The organism is Roseateles depolymerans, from assembly GCF_003387155.1.
Lineage (GTDB): Bacteria > Pseudomonadota > Gammaproteobacteria > Burkholderiales > Burkholderiaceae_C > Roseateles > Roseateles depolymerans.
Map to the genome: position 1 here is coordinate 338,348 of NZ_QUMT01000002.1, position 16,318 is coordinate 354,665.

Here is a 16,318-nt window from a genome sequence, read left to right on the forward strand (position 1 = left end):
CGCGCCGCTGACCAGTCCCAACATCGAGCACAGGACGATCAACACCCAACGTCCGGCCAAAGACGCTGGTTGGGCCGCGGCGGAGTGGAGGGCCTGTCCGGTGGTAACTTCAGACGTCATTGGGGTCATGGCTGCACCTGTTGACGGCCATCCACAGCGGCCTGGATGCGCCCACGCAGATCCTCAGCATCTTGGCCCGCCGCGTGAACCGCAGCAATGATGTCGGTCGCCGACATGCCGTTGAGGCGTGAAGCTTCGGCCAAGGCCCAGGTGCGTGCAGCACGCTTTCCGCTACGGCAATACAGCAAAACATCGCCATGCGGAGCGTCAAGCACACGCCGCAGCCGGGTCACCGCTTCCTCAGGTATTTCGCCATGAGGAACCGGGACGTAATTGAATTTAAGCCCGTTCCGGTGGGCCACTGACGCCATCTCCTGTGACGACGGTTGCCCGGCCGCCTCACCGTCCGGGCGGAGATCGACGACCACGGAATATCGCCTGCCAACCGCAGCCAGATCTTCGGTATGAAGTTGGGTCGTGACGTCGATGGAAGGCGATAGGGGACGGGGTGCTATGCGCGCCAGAGATTGAGCGTCCAGGTGCCGCGACCATGCGGCAATGGCAAGAACAGCGGTCGTCGCCAATAGCAGGCTGTACAGAAATGCTCTCCTGGGGGAGATCCAGGTTGGCAGGGCTCGTTGAGTGGTCATCCCGGCGGCGCAATGAGTGAATGGATTCACCCATTAGACGCTGAGACGTCGAACCTGGAGCGAGCATCAAGAAGAGTCGCGCGCATTGACCGGTCCGGTATCGTTTCGCGCTACTTCCATGGCTCGCAAAGCGTAGCGCACGCATTTGGGACCCCGGTCCGCTTGCGATGAAGACGGCGCGGCGATTGGAGGAGAGCTTGGCCTGACCCCGGTTCATCACCGACGTCAGGCCGTTTTGGCGTTTGCGCTGAGCCCGGGTTCACGCCTTGGCGCTCACCCGGCGCAGAAGGCTCAGAGTGCCGTCACCGGAATCGTCACTGCCTTGCCGGAGGCAATGCGCTCTTTCCACTCGGCCGGGCCGGTGATGTGGGCGCTGGTGCCGCCGGCGTCCACGGCCACGGTTACCGGCATGTCCACCACATCAAATTCGTAGATGGCTTCCATGCCCAGGTCCTCGAAGCCCACGACCTTGGCAGCCTTGATGGCCTTGGAGACCAGATAGGCCGAGCCGCCCACCGCCATCAGGTAGGCGCTCTTGTGGTTGCGGATCGACTCGATGGCCACCGGGCCGCGCTCGGCCTTGCCGATCATGGCGATGAGGCCGGTCTGCTCCAGCATCATGTCGGTGAACTTGTCCATGCGGGTGGCGGTGGTCGGGCCGGCCGGGCCCACCACTTCGTCACGCACCGGATCCACCGGGCCCACGTAATAGATGACGCGGTTGGTGAAGTCCACCGGCAGCGATTCGCCCTTGGCCAGCATGTCCTGGATGCGCTTGTGCGCCGCATCACGGCCGGTGAGCATCTTGCCGTTGAGCAGCAGCGTGTCTCCCGGCTTCCAGCTGGCCACTTCTTCCTTGGTCAGCGTATTCAGGTCGACGCGCTTGCTCTTGTTGTAGTCCGGCGCCCATTCGACATCGGGCCACAGGTCCAGGCTCGGCGGGTCGATGTAGGCAGGGCCGCTGCCGTCCAGCACGAAGTGAGCATGGCGGGTGGCGGCGCAGTTGGGGATCATCGCCACCGGCTTGGAGGCCGCATGGGTCGGGTAGGTCTTGATCTTGACGTCCAGCACCGTGGTCAGGCCGCCCAGGCCCTGGGCGCCGATGCCCAGGGCGTTGACCTTCTCGTAGAGCTCGATCCGCAGTTCCTCCAGCTTATTCTGGGGGCCGCGGGCCAGCAGCTCATACATGTCGATGTCTTCCATCAACGATTCCTTGGCCATGAGCATCGCCTTCTCGGCGGTGCCACCGACACCCAGGCCCAGCATGCCGGGCGGGCACCAGCCGGCGCCCATGGTCGGCACCGTCTTGAGCACCCAGTCGACCAGGTTGTCGCTGGGGTTCATCATGACGAACTTGCTCTTGTTCTCCGAGCCACCGCCCTTGGCGGCCACCATCACGTCGACGGTGTTGCCCGGGACCAGGCTCATGGAAATCACGGCAGGCGTGTTGTCCTTGGTGTTCTTGCGTTCGAAAAGGGGATCGGAGAGCACCGAGGCGCGCAGCTTGTTGTCCGGGTGGTTGTAGGCCCGGCGCACGCCTTCATTGACCGCGTCGTCGATCGAACCCGGGAAATCGGCGAAGCGCACGTCCATGCCGATCTTCAGGAAGACGTTGACGATGCCGGTGTCCTGGCAGATGGGGCGACGGCCTTCCGCGCACATCTTGGAGTTGGTCAGGATCTGCGCGATGGCGTCCTTCGCGGCGGCGCTCTGCTCACGCTCGTAGGCGCGGGCCAGATGCTGGATGTAATCGGCCGGGTGGTAGTAGCTGATGTACTGCAGGGCGGCGGCGACGCTTTCGACGAGGTCGGCGTAGCGGATCGTGGTGGTCATGGCAGCTTGTCTCGGTGAACCAAGCACGCATTATCGCTAGCTCGTGGACGGCTTGCTGACGCGGGTTCGGGTCAGGGAGCGATTTGGAGCGCCTTCCTGACCGCCGGACTGAATGGAAACGCCGGACGCAGCTTGAGGAGCGTGGTCCAGAATTCGGGTTCCAAAGATGCTTTCAAGTAGTGGGATGACTTCGAGGTTTTAAGGGCAACACCCATCGAATTCGGGCCTTTGGCCAACGTTGCATCCAGCACGTCGTCGATATTCACTGTGCGCCGCAAGCCGAGCGCGGGATGCCAGTGGATGCGCCTTTCCTCGATGGTGGCGTATTCGAAGAACGGCGGCAGGCTTCCCCAGGCAGCGAATGCGCAGCCCACGATGGAAATCAGCAGCAGCTCGTGATACTCCGCCGGGACCAGGGGGCCCCGATGCTGGAGGTCAAGGAGCGCGGTGACGATGGGAAAGTAGGCCACCAGAAGGACGAGGCCGGAGAAGGCTAGATAGAGCCCTATGCTTTTCTTTGAATGGGTGAAGATCTTGCGGTGGGCTCTCATCCAAGACATGCGCCGCGCGGCCAAGGCGACGCTGGCGAAAAGGCCCAGCGGCAGTCCCAGGATGATCAACACCGAATTCGTTGGGTCCATGATGGCTTCGCGCTGCAGGCTCCACTGGAAACTAAGGCCCTATTGCTGGGCGCCTTCCTGGTTACCGAAGCTCCAGGCCCCAATCTTCCTTCGCGCATGCCTGGATGCTTTGGGCCATATAGTCCATCTTCATCAGATCTTCATCGGCGTTCAGTTGCTGGTCTTCATCCGCGGTGGTTGCAGCGACGTGCTCCAGATGCTGCCGATAGTGCTTCAGGGCAGCCCAAAGGATGTTGTATTCACTGACGATCAGTCTGATGGCCATTTGTTCACTCCCCGCGTCATCCCGCGAGCGCGCCGGCGCTCCAGGCGACGTCATATTCCAGACCATCCGCCTCCAGCGACGTCAGAAACCCCTGCCACTGCGCAATCGGGACCTCCGGCGGAATGCCAATCGCCCAGTACTTCCCGCCATAGGCGGTTTCCACCACACATTGCAGCTGCTCCGCCCAGGCTCGCAGCTTTTCCTGCGTCGCGGGGTCGGCACAGAACGCGTGGACGGTCGAATACCCTGAGCGGACGACCACCGCTGCAAACCAGCGGCCGTCATCCTTTTCCGTCACCGTGACCACATCGCCCCAGGCCACGCCGTGGGCGAAGTAAGGCACGTTGAGCAGCTTGAAATGGCCAGTTGCCACTTCGCTGCACCAGATCGACTCGACCGGGTAGGGCGGCCACTCGTCCTCGTCTTGCTCAAGGTGCCAGAGCACCTTGAATGCCGCGCTCATCTCAGTTGCCGCCACCCGTGGCCCGGCCGCCCGAGGTGGGACGGGCCATGCGGGCCGCTTCTTCGGCCAGGCGGCGGCGCTCTTCTTCCGTCGGCGCCGGGCCGCAGACCCGCTTGGCCAGCATGGAGCCGGTCTGGCTCTCTCCGCGTTCGCATTGGCGGGTCTGGGCGACAGGCGGATTGGTGTCGGTCTTGGCCGGTTCGTTGGTGGCGCAGGCAGACAGGATCAGCATCGGCATGGCGATGGCAACGGCGATTCGCATCACAACTCCCTCTTTTGTGGTGGTAAGCGGCGGGGATGCTAGCAGTTCAGTTTGCAGCGGACATCCCTCTCGAGGCGGATTGATGCCTTCGGGTTCTCCCCGCTTCACGCGCAGGGTGTTAGCCTGTTGCCAGCGACACGACCTCCAGGATGCCCACCCCCATGCAGACCTTGCCGCGCCTGACCTCCGGCCTTCACCGGTTCTTCGCCAGCGAATCCTCCGGGGGCATCGTGCTCGCGGTGGCCGCCGTGGCCGCGCTGATCTTCAGCAATTCCGCCTGGGCGCCGCTCTACACCGCCTTCACCCAGGTGCCGGGCGAGATCCGCATCGGCGACGGGGCGCTGGTGCTGGCCAAGCCGCTCATCGTCTGGGTCAATGACCTGTGGATGGCGGTGTTCTTCTTTTTGGTGGGTCTGGAGATCAAACGCGAGTTCGTCAGCGGCGAGCTGGCCCAGCGGTCGCAGGCGGTGCTCCCGGCGGTGGCGGCGCTGGGCGGCATGGTTGTGCCCGCCCTGATCTATGCCGCGTTCAACCGGCAGGACCCGACGGCCCTGAACGGCTGGGCCATTCCCGCGGCCACCGACATCGCCTTTGCCATCGGCATCGTGATGCTGCTGGGGCCGAGGGTGCCTGCATCGCTCAAGATCTTCCTCACGGCGGTGGCGATCATGGACGACCTGGGCGCCATCGTCGTGATCGCCCTGTTCTACACCAGCCAGCTGTCCCTGACCATGCTGGCGGCGGCAGCGGTCTGCCTGCTGGTGCTGGGGCTGCTCCATCGCAGCGGTGTGAAGCGGGTCGACCTGTACATCGCGGTCGGGCTGGTGCTGTGGCTGTGTGTGCTGAAGTCCGGGGTGCATGCCACCCTGGCGGGTGTCGCAACGGCGCTGTTCATTCCTGCGCAGGGGGAGGAGGGGCAGTCCCCCGCCGAGCAACTGGAACACGGGCTGCACCCGTGGGTGGCCTTCCTGATCCTGCCCATGTTCGCATTTGCCAATGCGGGGGTGTCCCTGCGGGGGCTGTCGGTGGCGGACCTGCTGCATCCCGTGTCCCTGGGCATTGCCGTGGGGCTGCTGCTGGGCAAGGCGGTCGGCGTGTTCGGCACCGCCTGGCTGATGATCCGCCTGGGCTGGGCCAGCCGGCCTGGCGGCTCGGACTGGGCTCAGCTCTTCGGCGTCTGCGTGCTGTGTGGCATTGGCTTCACCATGAGCCTGTTCATCGGCGGGCTGGCCTTCGAGGGGCTGTCCGCCGACTATGAGACGCGGGTGAAGCTGGGCGTGATCGGCGGCTCGGTGTTGTCCGGCGTGCTGGGCACGCTGATTCTGTTGAGGCGCCGCTGAGCGAAGGGCGCACCGCGCAAGAAGGGGCCAGGGCCGGGGCCGGTGTTACCCGCCACCGACCCTGTCAGGCGGTCGCTCAGTGCTTGTGAGAGGAACTGCCGGACAGCAGCCGGTCCGTGGCCGCGATGGCCAGCGCGGAGAACAGGAAGGCCACGTGGATGACCGTCTGCCAGATCAGCACCTTCTCTTCAATGTTGTTGGCATTGATGAAGGTCTTGAGCAGGTGGATGGACGAGATGCCGATGATGGCGGTGGCCAGCTTGACCTTCAGCACCGAGGCATTCACGTGGTCCAGCCACTCCGGCTGGTCTGGATGGCCCTCCAGCTTGAGGCGCGACACAAAGGTCTCGTAACCGCCCACGATCACCATGATGAGCAGGTTGGAGATCATCACCACGTCGATCAGGCCCAGGACGGCCAGCATCACGATGGTCTCGTTGAGCTTGAGCGGGCCTCCCTCGTTCAGCAGCTCGGCCTTGTAGCCGACGCTCTTGACCAGCAGCCGCAGTGCATCGGTGTTGCCGAAGGCGGCTTCCACCAGATGGATCAGCTCGCTCCAGAACTGCACCACGTACACGCCCTGGGCGACGATGAGGCCCAGGTACAACGGCAGCTGCAGCCAGCGGCTGTGGAACATCACAGCTGGGAAAAACCCCAAGTTGGAGGTGGGCCGCGGCGCTCGGTCGGGTTGTTGGTCGGACATGGGTGGCTTGCTGAAAGATGAAAGATGAGAGAGGGGACGGATGAGACGTGTGGGACGTCCACGTATCCACAGGTGTGCGAAGCACTGTCGCCGGCGATTTTAGTGAGCCCCGGCCTTCGGTAGAGTAAGGCGATCGTCAGTGTGAAACCGCAAAGTCGCGCCGACAAGGATTGTTGAATCCCGACGCTTCCGCATCACGATCCCGCCTTCACGGAGACAAAGGCATGAGCGACAAGATCTACACCCCCCCGGCATCCGCAGTAGAGGGTGCGCACGTATCGGGCATGGCGGCCTATGAGGCGCTGTGCAAGGAAGCTGAATCGGACTACACCGGCTACTGGGCCCGGCTCGCCCGTGAACTGCTGACCTGGAAGCAGCCCTTCACCCAGGTGCTCAACGACAGCCAGGCGCCGTTCTTCAAATGGTTCGAAGACGGCCGGCTCAATGCCAGCTACAACTGCCTGGACCGCCATGTCGAGGCCGGCCGCGGCGACCGCGTGGCGCTGATCTTCGAAGCGGATGACGGCAACGTCACCCGCGTCACCTACTCGGAGCTGCTGGCCAAAACCTGCCAGCTGGCAAATGCGCTGCGCGCTCGGGGCGTGAACAAGGGCGACCGGGTGGTCATCTACATGCCGATGTCGGTCGAAGGCGTGGTGGCCATGCAGGCCTGCGCCCGCATCGGCGCGACGCATTCGGTGGTGTTCGGGGGCTTCTCCGCCCAGTCGCTGCGCGACCGCGTGCAGGACGCCGGCGCCGTGCTGGTGCTGACGGCCGATGAACAGGCTCGCGGTGGCAAGTCGTTGCCGCTCAAGAGCATCGTGGACGAAGCCCTGGCCGACAACAGCTGCCCGACCATCCGTCAGGTGATCGTCTACCGCCGCACCGGCGGGAAGGTCGGCTGGGTGGACGGACGCGACCAGTGGCTGCATGAGGCCCTGGCCGACCAGCCCACCACCTGCGAGCCGGAATGGGTGGAAGCGGAACATCCGCTCTTCCTGCTCTACACCTCGGGCTCCACCGGCAAGCCCAAGGGCGTGCAGCACAGCACCGGCGGGTATCTGCTACATGCGGCGCTCACCACCAAGTGGACCTTCGACCTGAAGGATAGTGACATCTTCTGGTGTACTGCCGACATCGGCTGGGTGACGGGCCACACCTACATCACCTATGGCCCGCTGGCTCTGGGCGGGACCGAGGTGGTGTTCGAAGGGATCCCGACCTATCCGGACGCCGGTCGCTTCTGGCAGATGATCCAGAAGCACAAGGTCACCATCTTCTACACCGCGCCCACCGCCATCCGGTCCTTGATCAAGGCGGCGGAGACCCATGACGCGGTGCATCCCAAGCATTACGACCTGAGCTCGCTGCGCATCCTGGGCTCGGTGGGCGAGCCCATCAATCCTGCCGCGTGGGAGTGGTACCACCAGCATGTGGGCGGCGGCCGCTGCCCGATCGTGGACACCTTCTGGCAGACGGAGACCGGCGGCCACATGATCACGCCGCTGCCGGGGGCTACGCCGCTGGTGCCGGGCTCCTGCACGCTGCCGTTCCCCGGCATTGCCGCGGCCATCGTGGACGAGACCGGTCATGACGTGCCGAACGGGCAGGGCGGCATCCTGGTGGTGAAGAAGCCGTGGCCGTCGATGATCCGCACCATCTACGGCGACCCCGAGCGCTTCAAGAAGAGCTACTACCCGCCGGAGCTCAAGGGCTACTACCTGGCCGGCGACGGCGCCATCCGGGACGAGAAGACCGGCTACTTCACCATCACCGGCCGGATCGACGATGTGCTGAACGTGTCCGGGCACCGCATGGGCACGATGGAGATCGAGTCGGCGCTGGTCAGCTGCACCGAGCTGGTGGCGGAGGCGGCGGTGGTGGGTCGTCCGGACGACACCACCGGCGAGGCGATCTGCGCCTTCGTGGTGCTCAAGCGTCCGCGCCCCACCGGGGACGAGGCCAAGGCCATCGCCAAGCAACTGCGCGACTGGGTGGCCAAGGAGATCGGCCCGATCGCCAAGCCCAAGGACATCCGCTTTGGCGACAACCTGCCCAAGACCCGCAGCGGCAAGATCATGCGGCGGCTGCTGCGCTCGGTGGCCAAGGGCGAGACGGTCACGCAGGACACCTCCACGCTGGAGAACCCGGCCATCCTGGAGCAACTGGGTCAGGCTTACTGATCTCGCGCGTGCGAGGGATGATCCGCCTGTCGGCAGGGGGAAGGCCCTGCCGGCTGGCGGTCCCTGCGGGAGCGTGCTCATAATCGGTGTGCATCTTCCACTTCTGGAGCACGTCATGCGCCGACTCTCAACCGTCCTGTCTTCCCTGCGTGTGCTGGGTGTGGTGTCCGCTTCGTTCCTGGCGCTGGCGACGTCCGCGCATGCGCAGGCTGAGGTGAGCTTCAAGGATCCCGACAAGTTCTCCGACCTGGGCGAGACCCACTGGGACCGGCAGAACGCCATGAAGCAGCTCGAGGAGCACATCAAGCGGCAGGCCGATCGTGAGCTGGCCGGCAAGCAGCTCAAGATCGAGTTCACCGACATCGACCTGGCCGGCGAGCTGGAGCCCCGCGTGGCGGCCAACCGGATTCGTGTGCTGCGGACGGTGACCATTCCCCGCCTGGAGTTCACCTACACCCTCAGCGAGAACGGCAAGGTGCTGGAGCAGGGCAAGGCCACCATCAATGACCTGAACTACCAGAACTCCACCAACCGCTACTTCGACAGCGAGCCGTTCCGCTACGAAAAGAAGCTGCTGGATGACTGGATGGCCAAGGAGCTGCTGCACAAGGACCGGTTGGCGCGCACCGGGCCTTGATCTGGCGCAAACTCTGGCGCCAACCACAACAGCAACAACAACCCACCCTCGATCGGCGGGCCCATAAAAAAACCCGCCAGTGGCGGGTTTTTTTTGAGGAACCGGGCTGAATTACTTCAGCTTGGTTTCCTTGTACAGCACGTGCTTGCGTGCCTTGGGGTCGAACTTCATGAATTCCAGCTTTTCGGGCGTGGTCTTCTTGTTCTTGTTGGTGGTGTAGAAATGACCGGTGCCGGCAGTGGATTCCAGCTTGATCTTTTCGCGTCCGCCTTTGGATGCCATGGTGTCGCTCCTTCAGTGATTAGGCTTGACCGCGAGCACGCAGGTCGGCCAGCACGGCGTCGATGCCGTTCTTGTCGATCAGACGCAGGCCAGCATTGCTGATGCGCAGACGGACCCAGCGGTTTTCGCTTTCGACCCAGAAACGACGGTATTGCAGGTTCGGGAGGAACCGGCGCTTGGTTTTGTTGTTGGCGTGGGAAACGTTGTTCCCGACCATGGGCTTCTTGCCCGTGACTTCGCAGACGCGTGCCATGAGGACACTCCGATACTTGTCATACAGCGACCGTTGACTTGGAAACCCAAGGGATCCAGGAAACGGCGGCCTCACCTCGCCATGAAAAAGGGTGGCGGTAACCCTTCCCGCATCGAAGCCCTTCACAGGAGGTCGATTTGGGAAAACGCGGAGTGTAGCACAAAGCGGTAGGGCTGCGCAGCGGCTGACCTGAAATCAGCCCGGAACCTGCATCAGATATGCGTCAGATCTGCATCAAAGTACGCGCGCCGCCCACGGCCGCGAGGCCGTCCTGCGCCTCGCCGGGCCGGCCGTCATCAGCCCGCTTCCTGCTCCAGGAAGCGCTGGGCGTCCAGTGCGGCCATGCAGCCGGTGCCGGCGCTGGTGATGGCCTGGCGGTAGACATGGTCCTGCACGTCGCCGGCGGCAAACACGCCGGGCACGCTGGTCATGGTGGCAAAGCCGTCCAGACCGCTGCGGGTGCGGATGTAGCCGTCCTTCATCTCGATCTGGTTCTGGAAGATCTCGGTGTTGGGGCGGTGGCCGATGGCGATGAAGACGCCTTGCAGCTTGACGTCCTCGGTGCTGTCGTCCTTGGTGCTGCGCACGCGAATGCCGGTGACACCGCTGGCGTCGCCCAGCACTTCATCCAGCGTGCTGAACAGATGCAGCTCGATCTTGCCGGCCCGCACCTTGTCCATCAGCTTGTCCACCAGGATCGGTTCGGCGCGGAACTTGTCGCGGCGGTGGATCACATGCACCTTGCTGGCGATGTTGGACAAATACAGCGCTTCTTCCACCGCCGTATTGCCGCCGCCCACCACGCAGACTTCCTGTTCGCGGTAGAAGAAGCCGTCACAGGTGGCGCAGGCACTGACGCCACGGCCCATGAAGGACTCTTCCGAGGGCAGGCCCAGGTATTGCGCCGACGCGCCGGTGGCGATGATGACGGCGTCCGCGGTGTAGGTGTTGCTGTCGCCCACCAGGGTGAACGGCCGCTTGCTGAAATCCACCGAATTGACGTGGTCGAAGACGATCTCGGTCTGGAAGCGCTCGGCATGCTCCTGGAAGCGCTGCATCAGCTCCGGACCCTGCACCCCCATCACGTCGGCGGGCCAGTTGTCGACTTCCGTGGTGGTCATGAGCTGGCCGCCCTGCGCCATGCCGGTCACCAGCAAAGGCTTCAAATTGGCACGTGCCGCATAGATGGCGGCGGTATAACCGGCAGGGCCGGACCCCAGGATCAGCAGCTGGGTGTGGCGGGTGGTTTGGCTCATGGGAACAAGATGGGGACGCGCTTCGAGCGCACAAGGGGGACAGCCTACGGCCTTCACCCTATCAACACCCGAGAACAAGTTGGCACAATGCATCCATTCTAGGTTGCACCTTGGGGGTGCAGCCGGAATCTCAGAGATTGACCCTAGACCCCGACAGGAGGTGCCTCTTTATGGCCATGTTGTCCAACCTGGATCTGATCCGCAGGGTCCCTTTGTTCTCCCTGTTGACTGCTGACCAGGCCCAGTCCATTGCGGACAGTGTCGTCAAGCGGCGCTTCAAGCGTGGTGAACTGATCGTCGAACAAGGGACGAAGTCCAATGCCCTGTTCATTCTGCTCAATGGGCGCGCACGCGTCCTGACCGCGGACAACCGCGGCCGCGAGGTCATCCTGGCGGTGCTCCAGCCCGGCGACTATGTGGGCGAGATGAGCCTCATCGACAACGAACCGCATTCGGCCACCGTCCGGGCCGAGGTGCAGACCGACATGCTCGTGCTGGGCCGGTCGGACTTCGCCCGCGGCCTGCCGGAGCCCAGCAGCCTGGCCTACGGCATCCTGCGCGGCCTGGTCGCGCGTCTGCGCAATGCGGACCGGCAGATCGAATCGCTGGCCCTGCTGGACGTCTACGGTCGCGTGGCCCGCACGCTGCTGGACATGGCCGAGGAAGAGAAGGGCGTGAAGATCATCCGCGGCAAGGTGTCCCGCCAGGACATGGCCAAGGTGGTGGGCGCGTCCCGTGAAATGGTCAGCCGGGTCATGAAGGACCTGGAAGACAAGGGCGTGATCGAGACCCTGGAGAACGGTTCCGTGGTCATCAAGGAACGCCTGCAACACGATTGAACATGTTCAGGGCGGGCTGCCCGGCAGATCCGGGGGATAGCTGCGTCACAATCGCACCATGAGCTTCCCCGGTTCCCTGCTGGGCGGCGATGACGCCGCCGCTGAGCTGTCCGATCTTCCAGCCGACCGCCCGAATGAACGTGCCGAGCGTTCATCGGAACGTGCGGCTGAGCGTTCTGCCGACCGTTCATCCGATCGCCCCGCCCGCAAGCCCCGCAAGGCCGCGCCGGTGACCCCGGCGCCGGCCAGTCCGCTGCGCACGCCCATCTGGCTGCTGGCCAGCGGGCTGGTGTGGTGCCTGGTGCTGCTGGCCATGGTGAGTCACGACAAGGCCGACAACGCCTTCAGCGTGGCCACCGGCCAGGCCATCACCCACAACCGCATGGGCACGCTGGGCGCGTGGATCTCCGACCTGCTGCTGTTCGGCTTCGGCTACTCCTGCTGGTGGCTGCTGCTGGTCGGGCTGCGCAGCTGGCTGGGCAGTCTGGCGCGTCTGCTGCGGGCCGACGGCTCCACCGCCCCCACTTTCAAAGAACGCCTGCCCACCGCCGCGGGCGTGGTGCTGCTGATGGCGGCCAGCTGTTCGCTGGAATGGACGCGTCTGTACACCTGGGAAGCGCACCTGCCCAGCCATGCCGGCGGCGTGCTGGGCTACCTGCTGGGCCCGCTGAGCATGAAGCTGCTGGGCTTCGACGGTTCGGCCGTGGTCTGGATCGCGGCCCTGGTGGCCGGCTTTTCGCTGGCGCTGAAATTCTCCTGGCTGCGGGTGGCCGAGCACATCGGCGCCTGGCTGGAGCAACTGCGCGAAAAGCGCGTGGTCAAGCGCGAGATCGCCGAAGACAAGCGGGTGGGCAAGGTCGCCAAGCAGGAGCGTGAAGCCGTCGTCGAGGTGGAGCGCCAGGTGCTTGTCGAGGAGCATGTGCCCATCGTGATCGAGCCGGCCGTGGTGGAAGTGCCCAAGTCCACCCGCGTGGCCAAGGAGCGCCAGCAGACGCTGTTCGTCGATCCGGCCGACACCAAGCTGCCGCAGGTCGACCTGCTGGACGCCCCGCCGCCGAGGGTGGAAACCGTCACGCCCGAGTCGCTGGAAATGACCAGCCGCATGATCGAGAAGAAGCTCAAGGACTTCGGCGTGGAAGTCCGGGTGGTGGCGGCCTCGCCGGGCCCGGTCATCACCCGCTACGAGATTGAGCCGGCCACCGGCGTGAAGGGCTCGCAGATCGTCAACCTGGCCAAGGACCTGGCCCGGTCGCTGAGCCTGACCTCCATCCGGGTGGTGGAGACCATTCCCGGCAAGAACTTCATGGCCCTGGAGCTGCCCAATGCGCGGCGCCAGACCATCCGCCTGTCCGAAATCCTCGGCTCGCAGGTGTATGCCGACGCGTCCTCCCCGCTCACCATGGGCCTGGGCAAGGACATCGTCGGCCTGCCGGTGGTGGCGGACCTGGCCAAGATGCCGCACTGCCTGGTGGCCGGTACCACCGGCTCGGGCAAGTCGGTGGGCATCAACGCGATGATCCTGAGCCTGCTCTACAAGGCCGAGGCCCGGGATGTGCGGCTGATCCTGATCGACCCGAAGATGCTGGAAATGAGCGTCTACGAAGGCATTCCGCATCTGCTGGCGCCGGTCGTGACCGACATGAAGCAGGCCAGCAATGCGCTGAACTGGTGTGTGGGCGAGATGGAGCGGCGCTACAAGCTGATGTCCAAGATGGGCGTGCGCAACCTGGCGGGCTACAACAAGAAGATCACCGATGCCGCCGAGCGTGAAGAGAAGATTCCCAACCCGTTCAGCCTGACGCCGGAAGAGCCGGAGCCGCTGGACCGACTGCCTCACATCGTCGTGGTGATCGACGAGCTGGCCGACCTGATGATGGTGGTGGGCAAAAAGATCGAAGAGCTGATCGCCCGTCTGGCCCAGAAGGCCCGGGCGGCCGGCATCCACCTGATCCTGGCGACGCAGCGTCCGTCGGTGGACGTGATCACCGGCCTGATCAAGGCCAACATCCCGACCCGTCTGTCCTTCCAGGTGAGCAGCAAGATCGACAGCCGCACCATCCTGGACCAGATGGGCGCCGAAGCCCTGCTGGGCATGGGCGACATGCTCTACATGCCCTCCGGCACCGGCCTGCCGGTGCGGGTGCACGGCGCCTTCGTCAGCGACGATGAAGTGCACCGCGTGGTGGAGTACTTGAAAGAGCAGGGCGGCGAGCCCAACTACATCGAAGGCATCCTCGAAGGCGGCGTGCTGGATGACGCCGGCGGTGGGGATGGCCTGCCGGGCCTGGTGGCCGGCGGCGACGGAGAATCCGACCCGATGTACGACCAGGCCGTGGCGGTGGTGCTGCAGCACAAGCGGGCGTCGATCTCGCTGGTGCAGCGCCACTTGCGCATCGGCTACAACCGGGCGGCCCGTTTGCTGGAGCAGATGGAGAAATCCGGTCTCGTCTCGGCGATGGCCACCAATGGCAACCGCGACATCGTGGTCCCCAAGCGGGACGAATGATGGCGCTTTACTGAATCCGATCTTTCATGCCCTTTTTGCGCTTCAAAGCTTTGCAGGTGTTCCACGGCCGCTCCGTCACCCCCGTCCGCGCCCGTGCCCACGGCACACTGGCAGGCCTTGTGCTGCTGGCCGCGACCGGACTGGCGCGTGCCGATGGGGTGGCTTCGCTGCAGCAGTTCGTCACCGAAGTGAAGAGCGGCCGGGCCACCTTCAATCAGACCGTCACCGCGCCCGACGGCAAGCGCAAGAAGGCCACCACCGGCACCTTCGAGTTCCAGCGCCCCAACCAGTTCCGCTTCAGCTACGACAAGCCGGCCGAGCAGTTGATCATCGGCGACGGCAAGAAGGTCTGGGTGTACGACCCGGATCTGGCGCAGGCGAGCGTGCGCAACATGGACCAGGCCCTGGGGGCCACGCCGGTGGCACTGCTGGCCGGGGGCGATCTGTCCAAGGACTTCATCCTCAAGTCGCAGCCCGCGGAGCAGGGCGTGGAATGGGCCCTGGCCACCCCCAAGCGCAGCGACAGCGGGCTGCAAAGCCTGCGACTGGGCTTTCGCGGCCGTGAACTGGTGGCGCTGGAGATCGTGGACGCCTTCGGCCAGCGGTCGGTGATGCAGTTCAACTCGGTGCAGGTCAATGCCAAGGTGGCCCCGGAGCGTTTCCGCTTCGATCCGCCGGCCGGCACTGACGTGATGGAACAGCGCTGACCCGGGCCCGCTCTCGTCCGCACCTCTTTGCTGCACCTCTTTGCCGCCCCGCTGACTGAGCCGTCATGAGCAACGCTTCCCTGTTCCCGGATGAATTCGATCCGGTGCCCGGTGCTGCCGCGGTGCCGGCGCCCGTCAGCGCCCATGCGCCGCTACCCGAGCGGCTGCGCCCCCGCAAGCTGGAGGACGTGGTCGGCCAGCGTCACCTGCTCGGGCCGGGCATGCCGCTGCGCGTCGCCCTGGAAAGCGGACGCCCGCACAGCATGATCCTGTGGGGCCCGCCCGGCGTGGGCAAGACCACGCTGGCGCGACTGATGGCCCAGTTCTTCGACGCGCAGTTCATCGCCATCTCGGCGGTGCTGGGCGGCGTGAAGGACATCCGCGAAGCCGTGGACCGTGCGCTGGCCGCGGCCGGGCAGGGCCGCCGCACCATCGTCTTCGTGGACGAGGTGCACCGCTTCAACAAGGCCCAGCAGGACGCCTTCCTGCCGCATGTGGAGTCGGGCCTGTTCAGCTTCATCGGCGCGACCACCGAGAACCCATCGTTCGAGGTGAATTCCGCGCTGCTGTCCCGCGCCACGGTGCATGTGCTCAAGGCGCTGGACGAAGACGACATGCGTGAGCTGCTGCGCCGCGGCGGTGCGCTGCTGGGCAGCCCGCCGCTGAGTGACACCGCCGTGCAGCGGCTGATCGGTTATGCCGACGGCGATGCCCGTCGCCTGCTCAATACGCTGGAGACGGCCGCGCAGCTCACGCCGCCCGGCACGACCGAGATCGACGAAGCGCTGCTGGAGCGCACCCTGGGTGAACAGCTGCGGCGCTATGACAAGGGCGGGGACCAGTTCTACGACGTCATCTCCGCGCTGCACAAGTCGGTGCGCGGCTCCAATCCGGATGCGGCGCTGTACTGGATGGTGCGCATGCTCGATGGCGGCGTCGATGCCCGCTACATCAGCCGGCGCCTGATCCGCATGGCCAGCGAGGACATCGGCCTGGCCGACCCGCGGGCGCTGCGCATCTGCCTGGACGCGGCCGAAACCTACGAGCGACTCGGCTCGCCCGAAGGCGAGCTGACGCTGGCCGAGGCGGCGGTCTACCTGGCCATCGCGCCCAAGTCGAATGCGGTCTACAACGCCTACAACCAGGTCAAGGCGCTGATCAAGCAGGACAGCTCGCGTCCGGTGCCGGTGCATTTGCGCAATGCGCCGACCCGGCTGATGAAGGAGCTGGGCTACGGCAAGGCCTACCGGTACGCGCATGATTTCCCCGGCGCCTACGTGGCGGGCGAGCAGTACCTGCCGGACGGGCTGGAGGACCAGCGCTTTTATGAGCCGGTGCCTCGCGGCCTGGAGCTCAAGATCGGCGAGCGCCTGAAGGAGCTGCGCCGCCTGGATGCAGCGGCGCGGGATGAGCAGGATGAAGACGGCCTGGACTGAGC

At 64.9% G+C, this 16,318-nt stretch carries 17 protein-coding genes; 7 read left to right on the top strand and 10 right to left on the bottom strand.

The genetic code is table 11. From position 1 onward, the window contains the following. Positions 1–125 precede the first annotated feature (125 nt). The 6 genes from DES44_RS09490 to DES44_RS09515 form a co-directional block, all read right to left on the bottom strand. Positions 126–710 carry a protein tyrosine phosphatase family protein gene (locus tag DES44_RS09490; protein ID WP_083525507.1) on the bottom strand — a complete coding sequence of 195 codons (585 nt, stop codon included), beginning with the start codon at positions 708–710 and terminating at the stop codon, positions 126–128. A gap of 291 nt (positions 711–1,001) precedes the next feature. Beyond that, a complete protein-coding gene (locus DES44_RS09495) occupies positions 1,002–2,543 on the bottom strand; it encodes a fumarate hydratase (protein WP_058934732.1) in 1,542 nt (513 codons plus the stop codon). A gap of 71 nt (positions 2,544–2,614) precedes the next feature. Continuing rightward, positions 2,615–3,184 carry a hypothetical protein gene (locus tag DES44_RS09500; protein WP_058934733.1) on the bottom strand — a complete coding sequence of 190 codons (570 nt, stop codon included), beginning with the start codon at positions 3,182–3,184 and terminating at the stop codon, positions 2,615–2,617. 61 nt (positions 3,185–3,245) lie between these two features. Next, positions 3,246–3,449, bottom strand: coding sequence for a hypothetical protein (locus DES44_RS09505; protein WP_058934734.1), 204 nt, complete (start codon positions 3,447–3,449; stop codon positions 3,246–3,248). Between the two features lie 16 nt (positions 3,450–3,465). Next, positions 3,466–3,912 carry a DUF4265 domain-containing protein gene (locus DES44_RS09510; RefSeq protein ID WP_058934735.1) on the bottom strand — a complete coding sequence of 149 codons (447 nt, stop codon included), beginning with the start codon at positions 3,910–3,912 and terminating at the stop codon, positions 3,466–3,468. Between the two features lies 1 nt (position 3,913). Continuing rightward, positions 3,914–4,174 carry a hypothetical protein gene (locus DES44_RS09515; RefSeq protein ID WP_058934736.1) on the bottom strand — a complete coding sequence of 87 codons (261 nt, stop codon included), beginning with the start codon at positions 4,172–4,174 and terminating at the stop codon, positions 3,914–3,916. Positions 4,175–4,335: 161 nt separating this feature from the next. On the opposite strand from DES44_RS09515, the gene nhaA reads away from it, so the two are divergent. Then, positions 4,336–5,514: a Na+/H+ antiporter NhaA gene (gene nhaA / locus DES44_RS09520; RefSeq protein WP_058934737.1), complete on the top strand. Its 1,179-nt coding sequence runs from the start codon at positions 4,336–4,338 to the stop codon at positions 5,512–5,514. 76 nt (positions 5,515–5,590) lie between these two features. Here nhaA and DES44_RS09525 read toward each other — a convergent pair whose 3' ends face one another. After that, entirely contained in the window at positions 5,591–6,217 is a 627-nt protein-coding gene (locus DES44_RS09525; protein WP_058934738.1) for a TIGR00645 family protein, read from the bottom strand. Positions 6,218–6,441: 224 nt separating this feature from the next. Here DES44_RS09525 and acs point away from each other — a divergent pair, with 224 nt between their 5' ends. Beyond that, positions 6,442–8,400, top strand: coding sequence for an acetate--CoA ligase (gene acs / locus DES44_RS09530; protein WP_058934739.1), 1,959 nt, complete (start codon positions 6,442–6,444; stop codon positions 8,398–8,400). A gap of 115 nt (positions 8,401–8,515) precedes the next feature. Further along, positions 8,516–9,037 carry a DUF3016 domain-containing protein gene (locus DES44_RS09535; protein WP_058934740.1) on the top strand — a complete coding sequence of 174 codons (522 nt, stop codon included), beginning with the start codon at positions 8,516–8,518 and terminating at the stop codon, positions 9,035–9,037. Positions 9,038–9,148: 111 nt separating this feature from the next. On the opposite strand, the gene rpmG is transcribed toward DES44_RS09535, so the two are convergent. The 3 genes from rpmG to trxB form a co-directional block, all read right to left on the bottom strand. After that, a complete protein-coding gene (rpmG, locus tag DES44_RS09540; protein WP_058934741.1) occupies positions 9,149–9,319 on the bottom strand; it encodes a 50S ribosomal protein L33 in 171 nt (56 codons plus the stop codon). Between the two features lie 19 nt (positions 9,320–9,338). Continuing rightward, a complete protein-coding gene (gene rpmB, locus DES44_RS09545; RefSeq protein ID WP_058934742.1) occupies positions 9,339–9,572 on the bottom strand; it encodes a 50S ribosomal protein L28 in 234 nt (77 codons plus the stop codon). Positions 9,573–9,868: 296 nt separating this feature from the next. Continuing rightward, complete coding sequence (gene trxB / locus DES44_RS09550; protein ID WP_058934743.1) at positions 9,869–10,828, bottom strand: thioredoxin-disulfide reductase; 960 nt, start codon at positions 10,826–10,828, stop codon at positions 9,869–9,871. 170 nt (positions 10,829–10,998) lie between these two features. On the opposite strand from trxB, the gene DES44_RS09555 reads away from it, so the two are divergent. From DES44_RS09555 to DES44_RS09570, 4 genes are all read left to right on the top strand, one after another. Next, on the top strand, positions 10,999–11,667 hold the full coding sequence (locus DES44_RS09555) for a Crp/Fnr family transcriptional regulator (RefSeq protein ID WP_058934744.1): 669 nt from the start codon (positions 10,999–11,001) through the stop codon (positions 11,665–11,667). Positions 11,668–11,980: 313 nt separating this feature from the next. Continuing rightward, on the top strand, positions 11,981–14,173 hold the full coding sequence (locus tag DES44_RS09560) for a DNA translocase FtsK (RefSeq protein ID WP_232310024.1): 2,193 nt from the start codon (positions 11,981–11,983) through the stop codon (positions 14,171–14,173). 26 nt (positions 14,174–14,199) lie between these two features. Further along, entirely contained in the window at positions 14,200–14,880 is a 681-nt protein-coding gene (lolA, locus tag DES44_RS09565) for an outer membrane lipoprotein periplasmic chaperone LolA (protein WP_083525509.1), read from the top strand. A 65-nt stretch (positions 14,881–14,945) separates the two neighbouring features. After that, entirely contained in the window at positions 14,946–16,316 is a 1,371-nt protein-coding gene (locus DES44_RS09570) for a replication-associated recombination protein A (RefSeq protein WP_083525510.1), read from the top strand. Positions 16,317–16,318 lie beyond the last annotated feature (2 nt).

Bases quoted from the DNA above. Each gene is read 5' to 3' on its own strand.
- DES44_RS09510 (WP_058934735.1), bottom strand. From the start codon at position 3,912: ATGAGCGCGGCATTCAAGGTGCTCTGGCACCTTGAGCAAGACGAGGAC.
- DES44_RS09500 (WP_058934733.1), bottom strand. From the start codon at position 3,184: ATGGACCCAACGAATTCGGTGTTGATCATCCTGGGACTGCCGCTGGGC.
- rpmB (WP_058934742.1), bottom strand. From the start codon at position 9,572: ATGGCACGCGTCTGCGAAGTCACGGGCAAGAAGCCCATGGTCGGGAAC.
- DES44_RS09505 (WP_058934734.1), bottom strand. From the start codon at position 3,449: ATGGCCATCAGACTGATCGTCAGTGAATACAACATCCTTTGGGCTGCC.
- DES44_RS09535 (WP_058934740.1), top strand. From the start codon at position 8,516: ATGCGCCGACTCTCAACCGTCCTGTCTTCCCTGCGTGTGCTGGGTGTG.
- DES44_RS09555 (WP_058934744.1), top strand. From the start codon at position 10,999: ATGGCCATGTTGTCCAACCTGGATCTGATCCGCAGGGTCCCTTTGTTC.
- DES44_RS09490 (WP_083525507.1), bottom strand. From the start codon at position 710: ATGACCACTCAACGAGCCCTGCCAACCTGGATCTCCCCCAGGAGAGCA.
- DES44_RS09525 (WP_058934738.1), bottom strand. From the start codon at position 6,217: ATGTCCGACCAACAACCCGACCGAGCGCCGCGGCCCACCTCCAACTTG.
- DES44_RS09515 (WP_058934736.1), bottom strand. From the start codon at position 4,174: ATGCGAATCGCCGTTGCCATCGCCATGCCGATGCTGATCCTGTCTGCC.
- rpmG (WP_058934741.1), bottom strand. From the start codon at position 9,319: ATGGCATCCAAAGGCGGACGCGAAAAGATCAAGCTGGAATCCACTGCC.
- DES44_RS09570 (WP_083525510.1), top strand. From the start codon at position 14,946: ATGAGCAACGCTTCCCTGTTCCCGGATGAATTCGATCCGGTGCCCGGT.
- nhaA (WP_058934737.1), top strand. From the start codon at position 4,336: ATGCAGACCTTGCCGCGCCTGACCTCCGGCCTTCACCGGTTCTTCGCC.
- acs (WP_058934739.1), top strand. From the start codon at position 6,442: ATGAGCGACAAGATCTACACCCCCCCGGCATCCGCAGTAGAGGGTGCG.
- lolA (WP_083525509.1), top strand. From the start codon at position 14,200: ATGCCCTTTTTGCGCTTCAAAGCTTTGCAGGTGTTCCACGGCCGCTCC.
- DES44_RS09560 (WP_232310024.1), top strand. From the start codon at position 11,981: ATGGTGAGTCACGACAAGGCCGACAACGCCTTCAGCGTGGCCACCGGC.
- DES44_RS09495 (WP_058934732.1), bottom strand. From the start codon at position 2,543: ATGACCACCACGATCCGCTACGCCGACCTCGTCGAAAGCGTCGCCGCC.
- trxB (WP_058934743.1), bottom strand. From the start codon at position 10,828: ATGAGCCAAACCACCCGCCACACCCAGCTGCTGATCCTGGGGTCCGGC.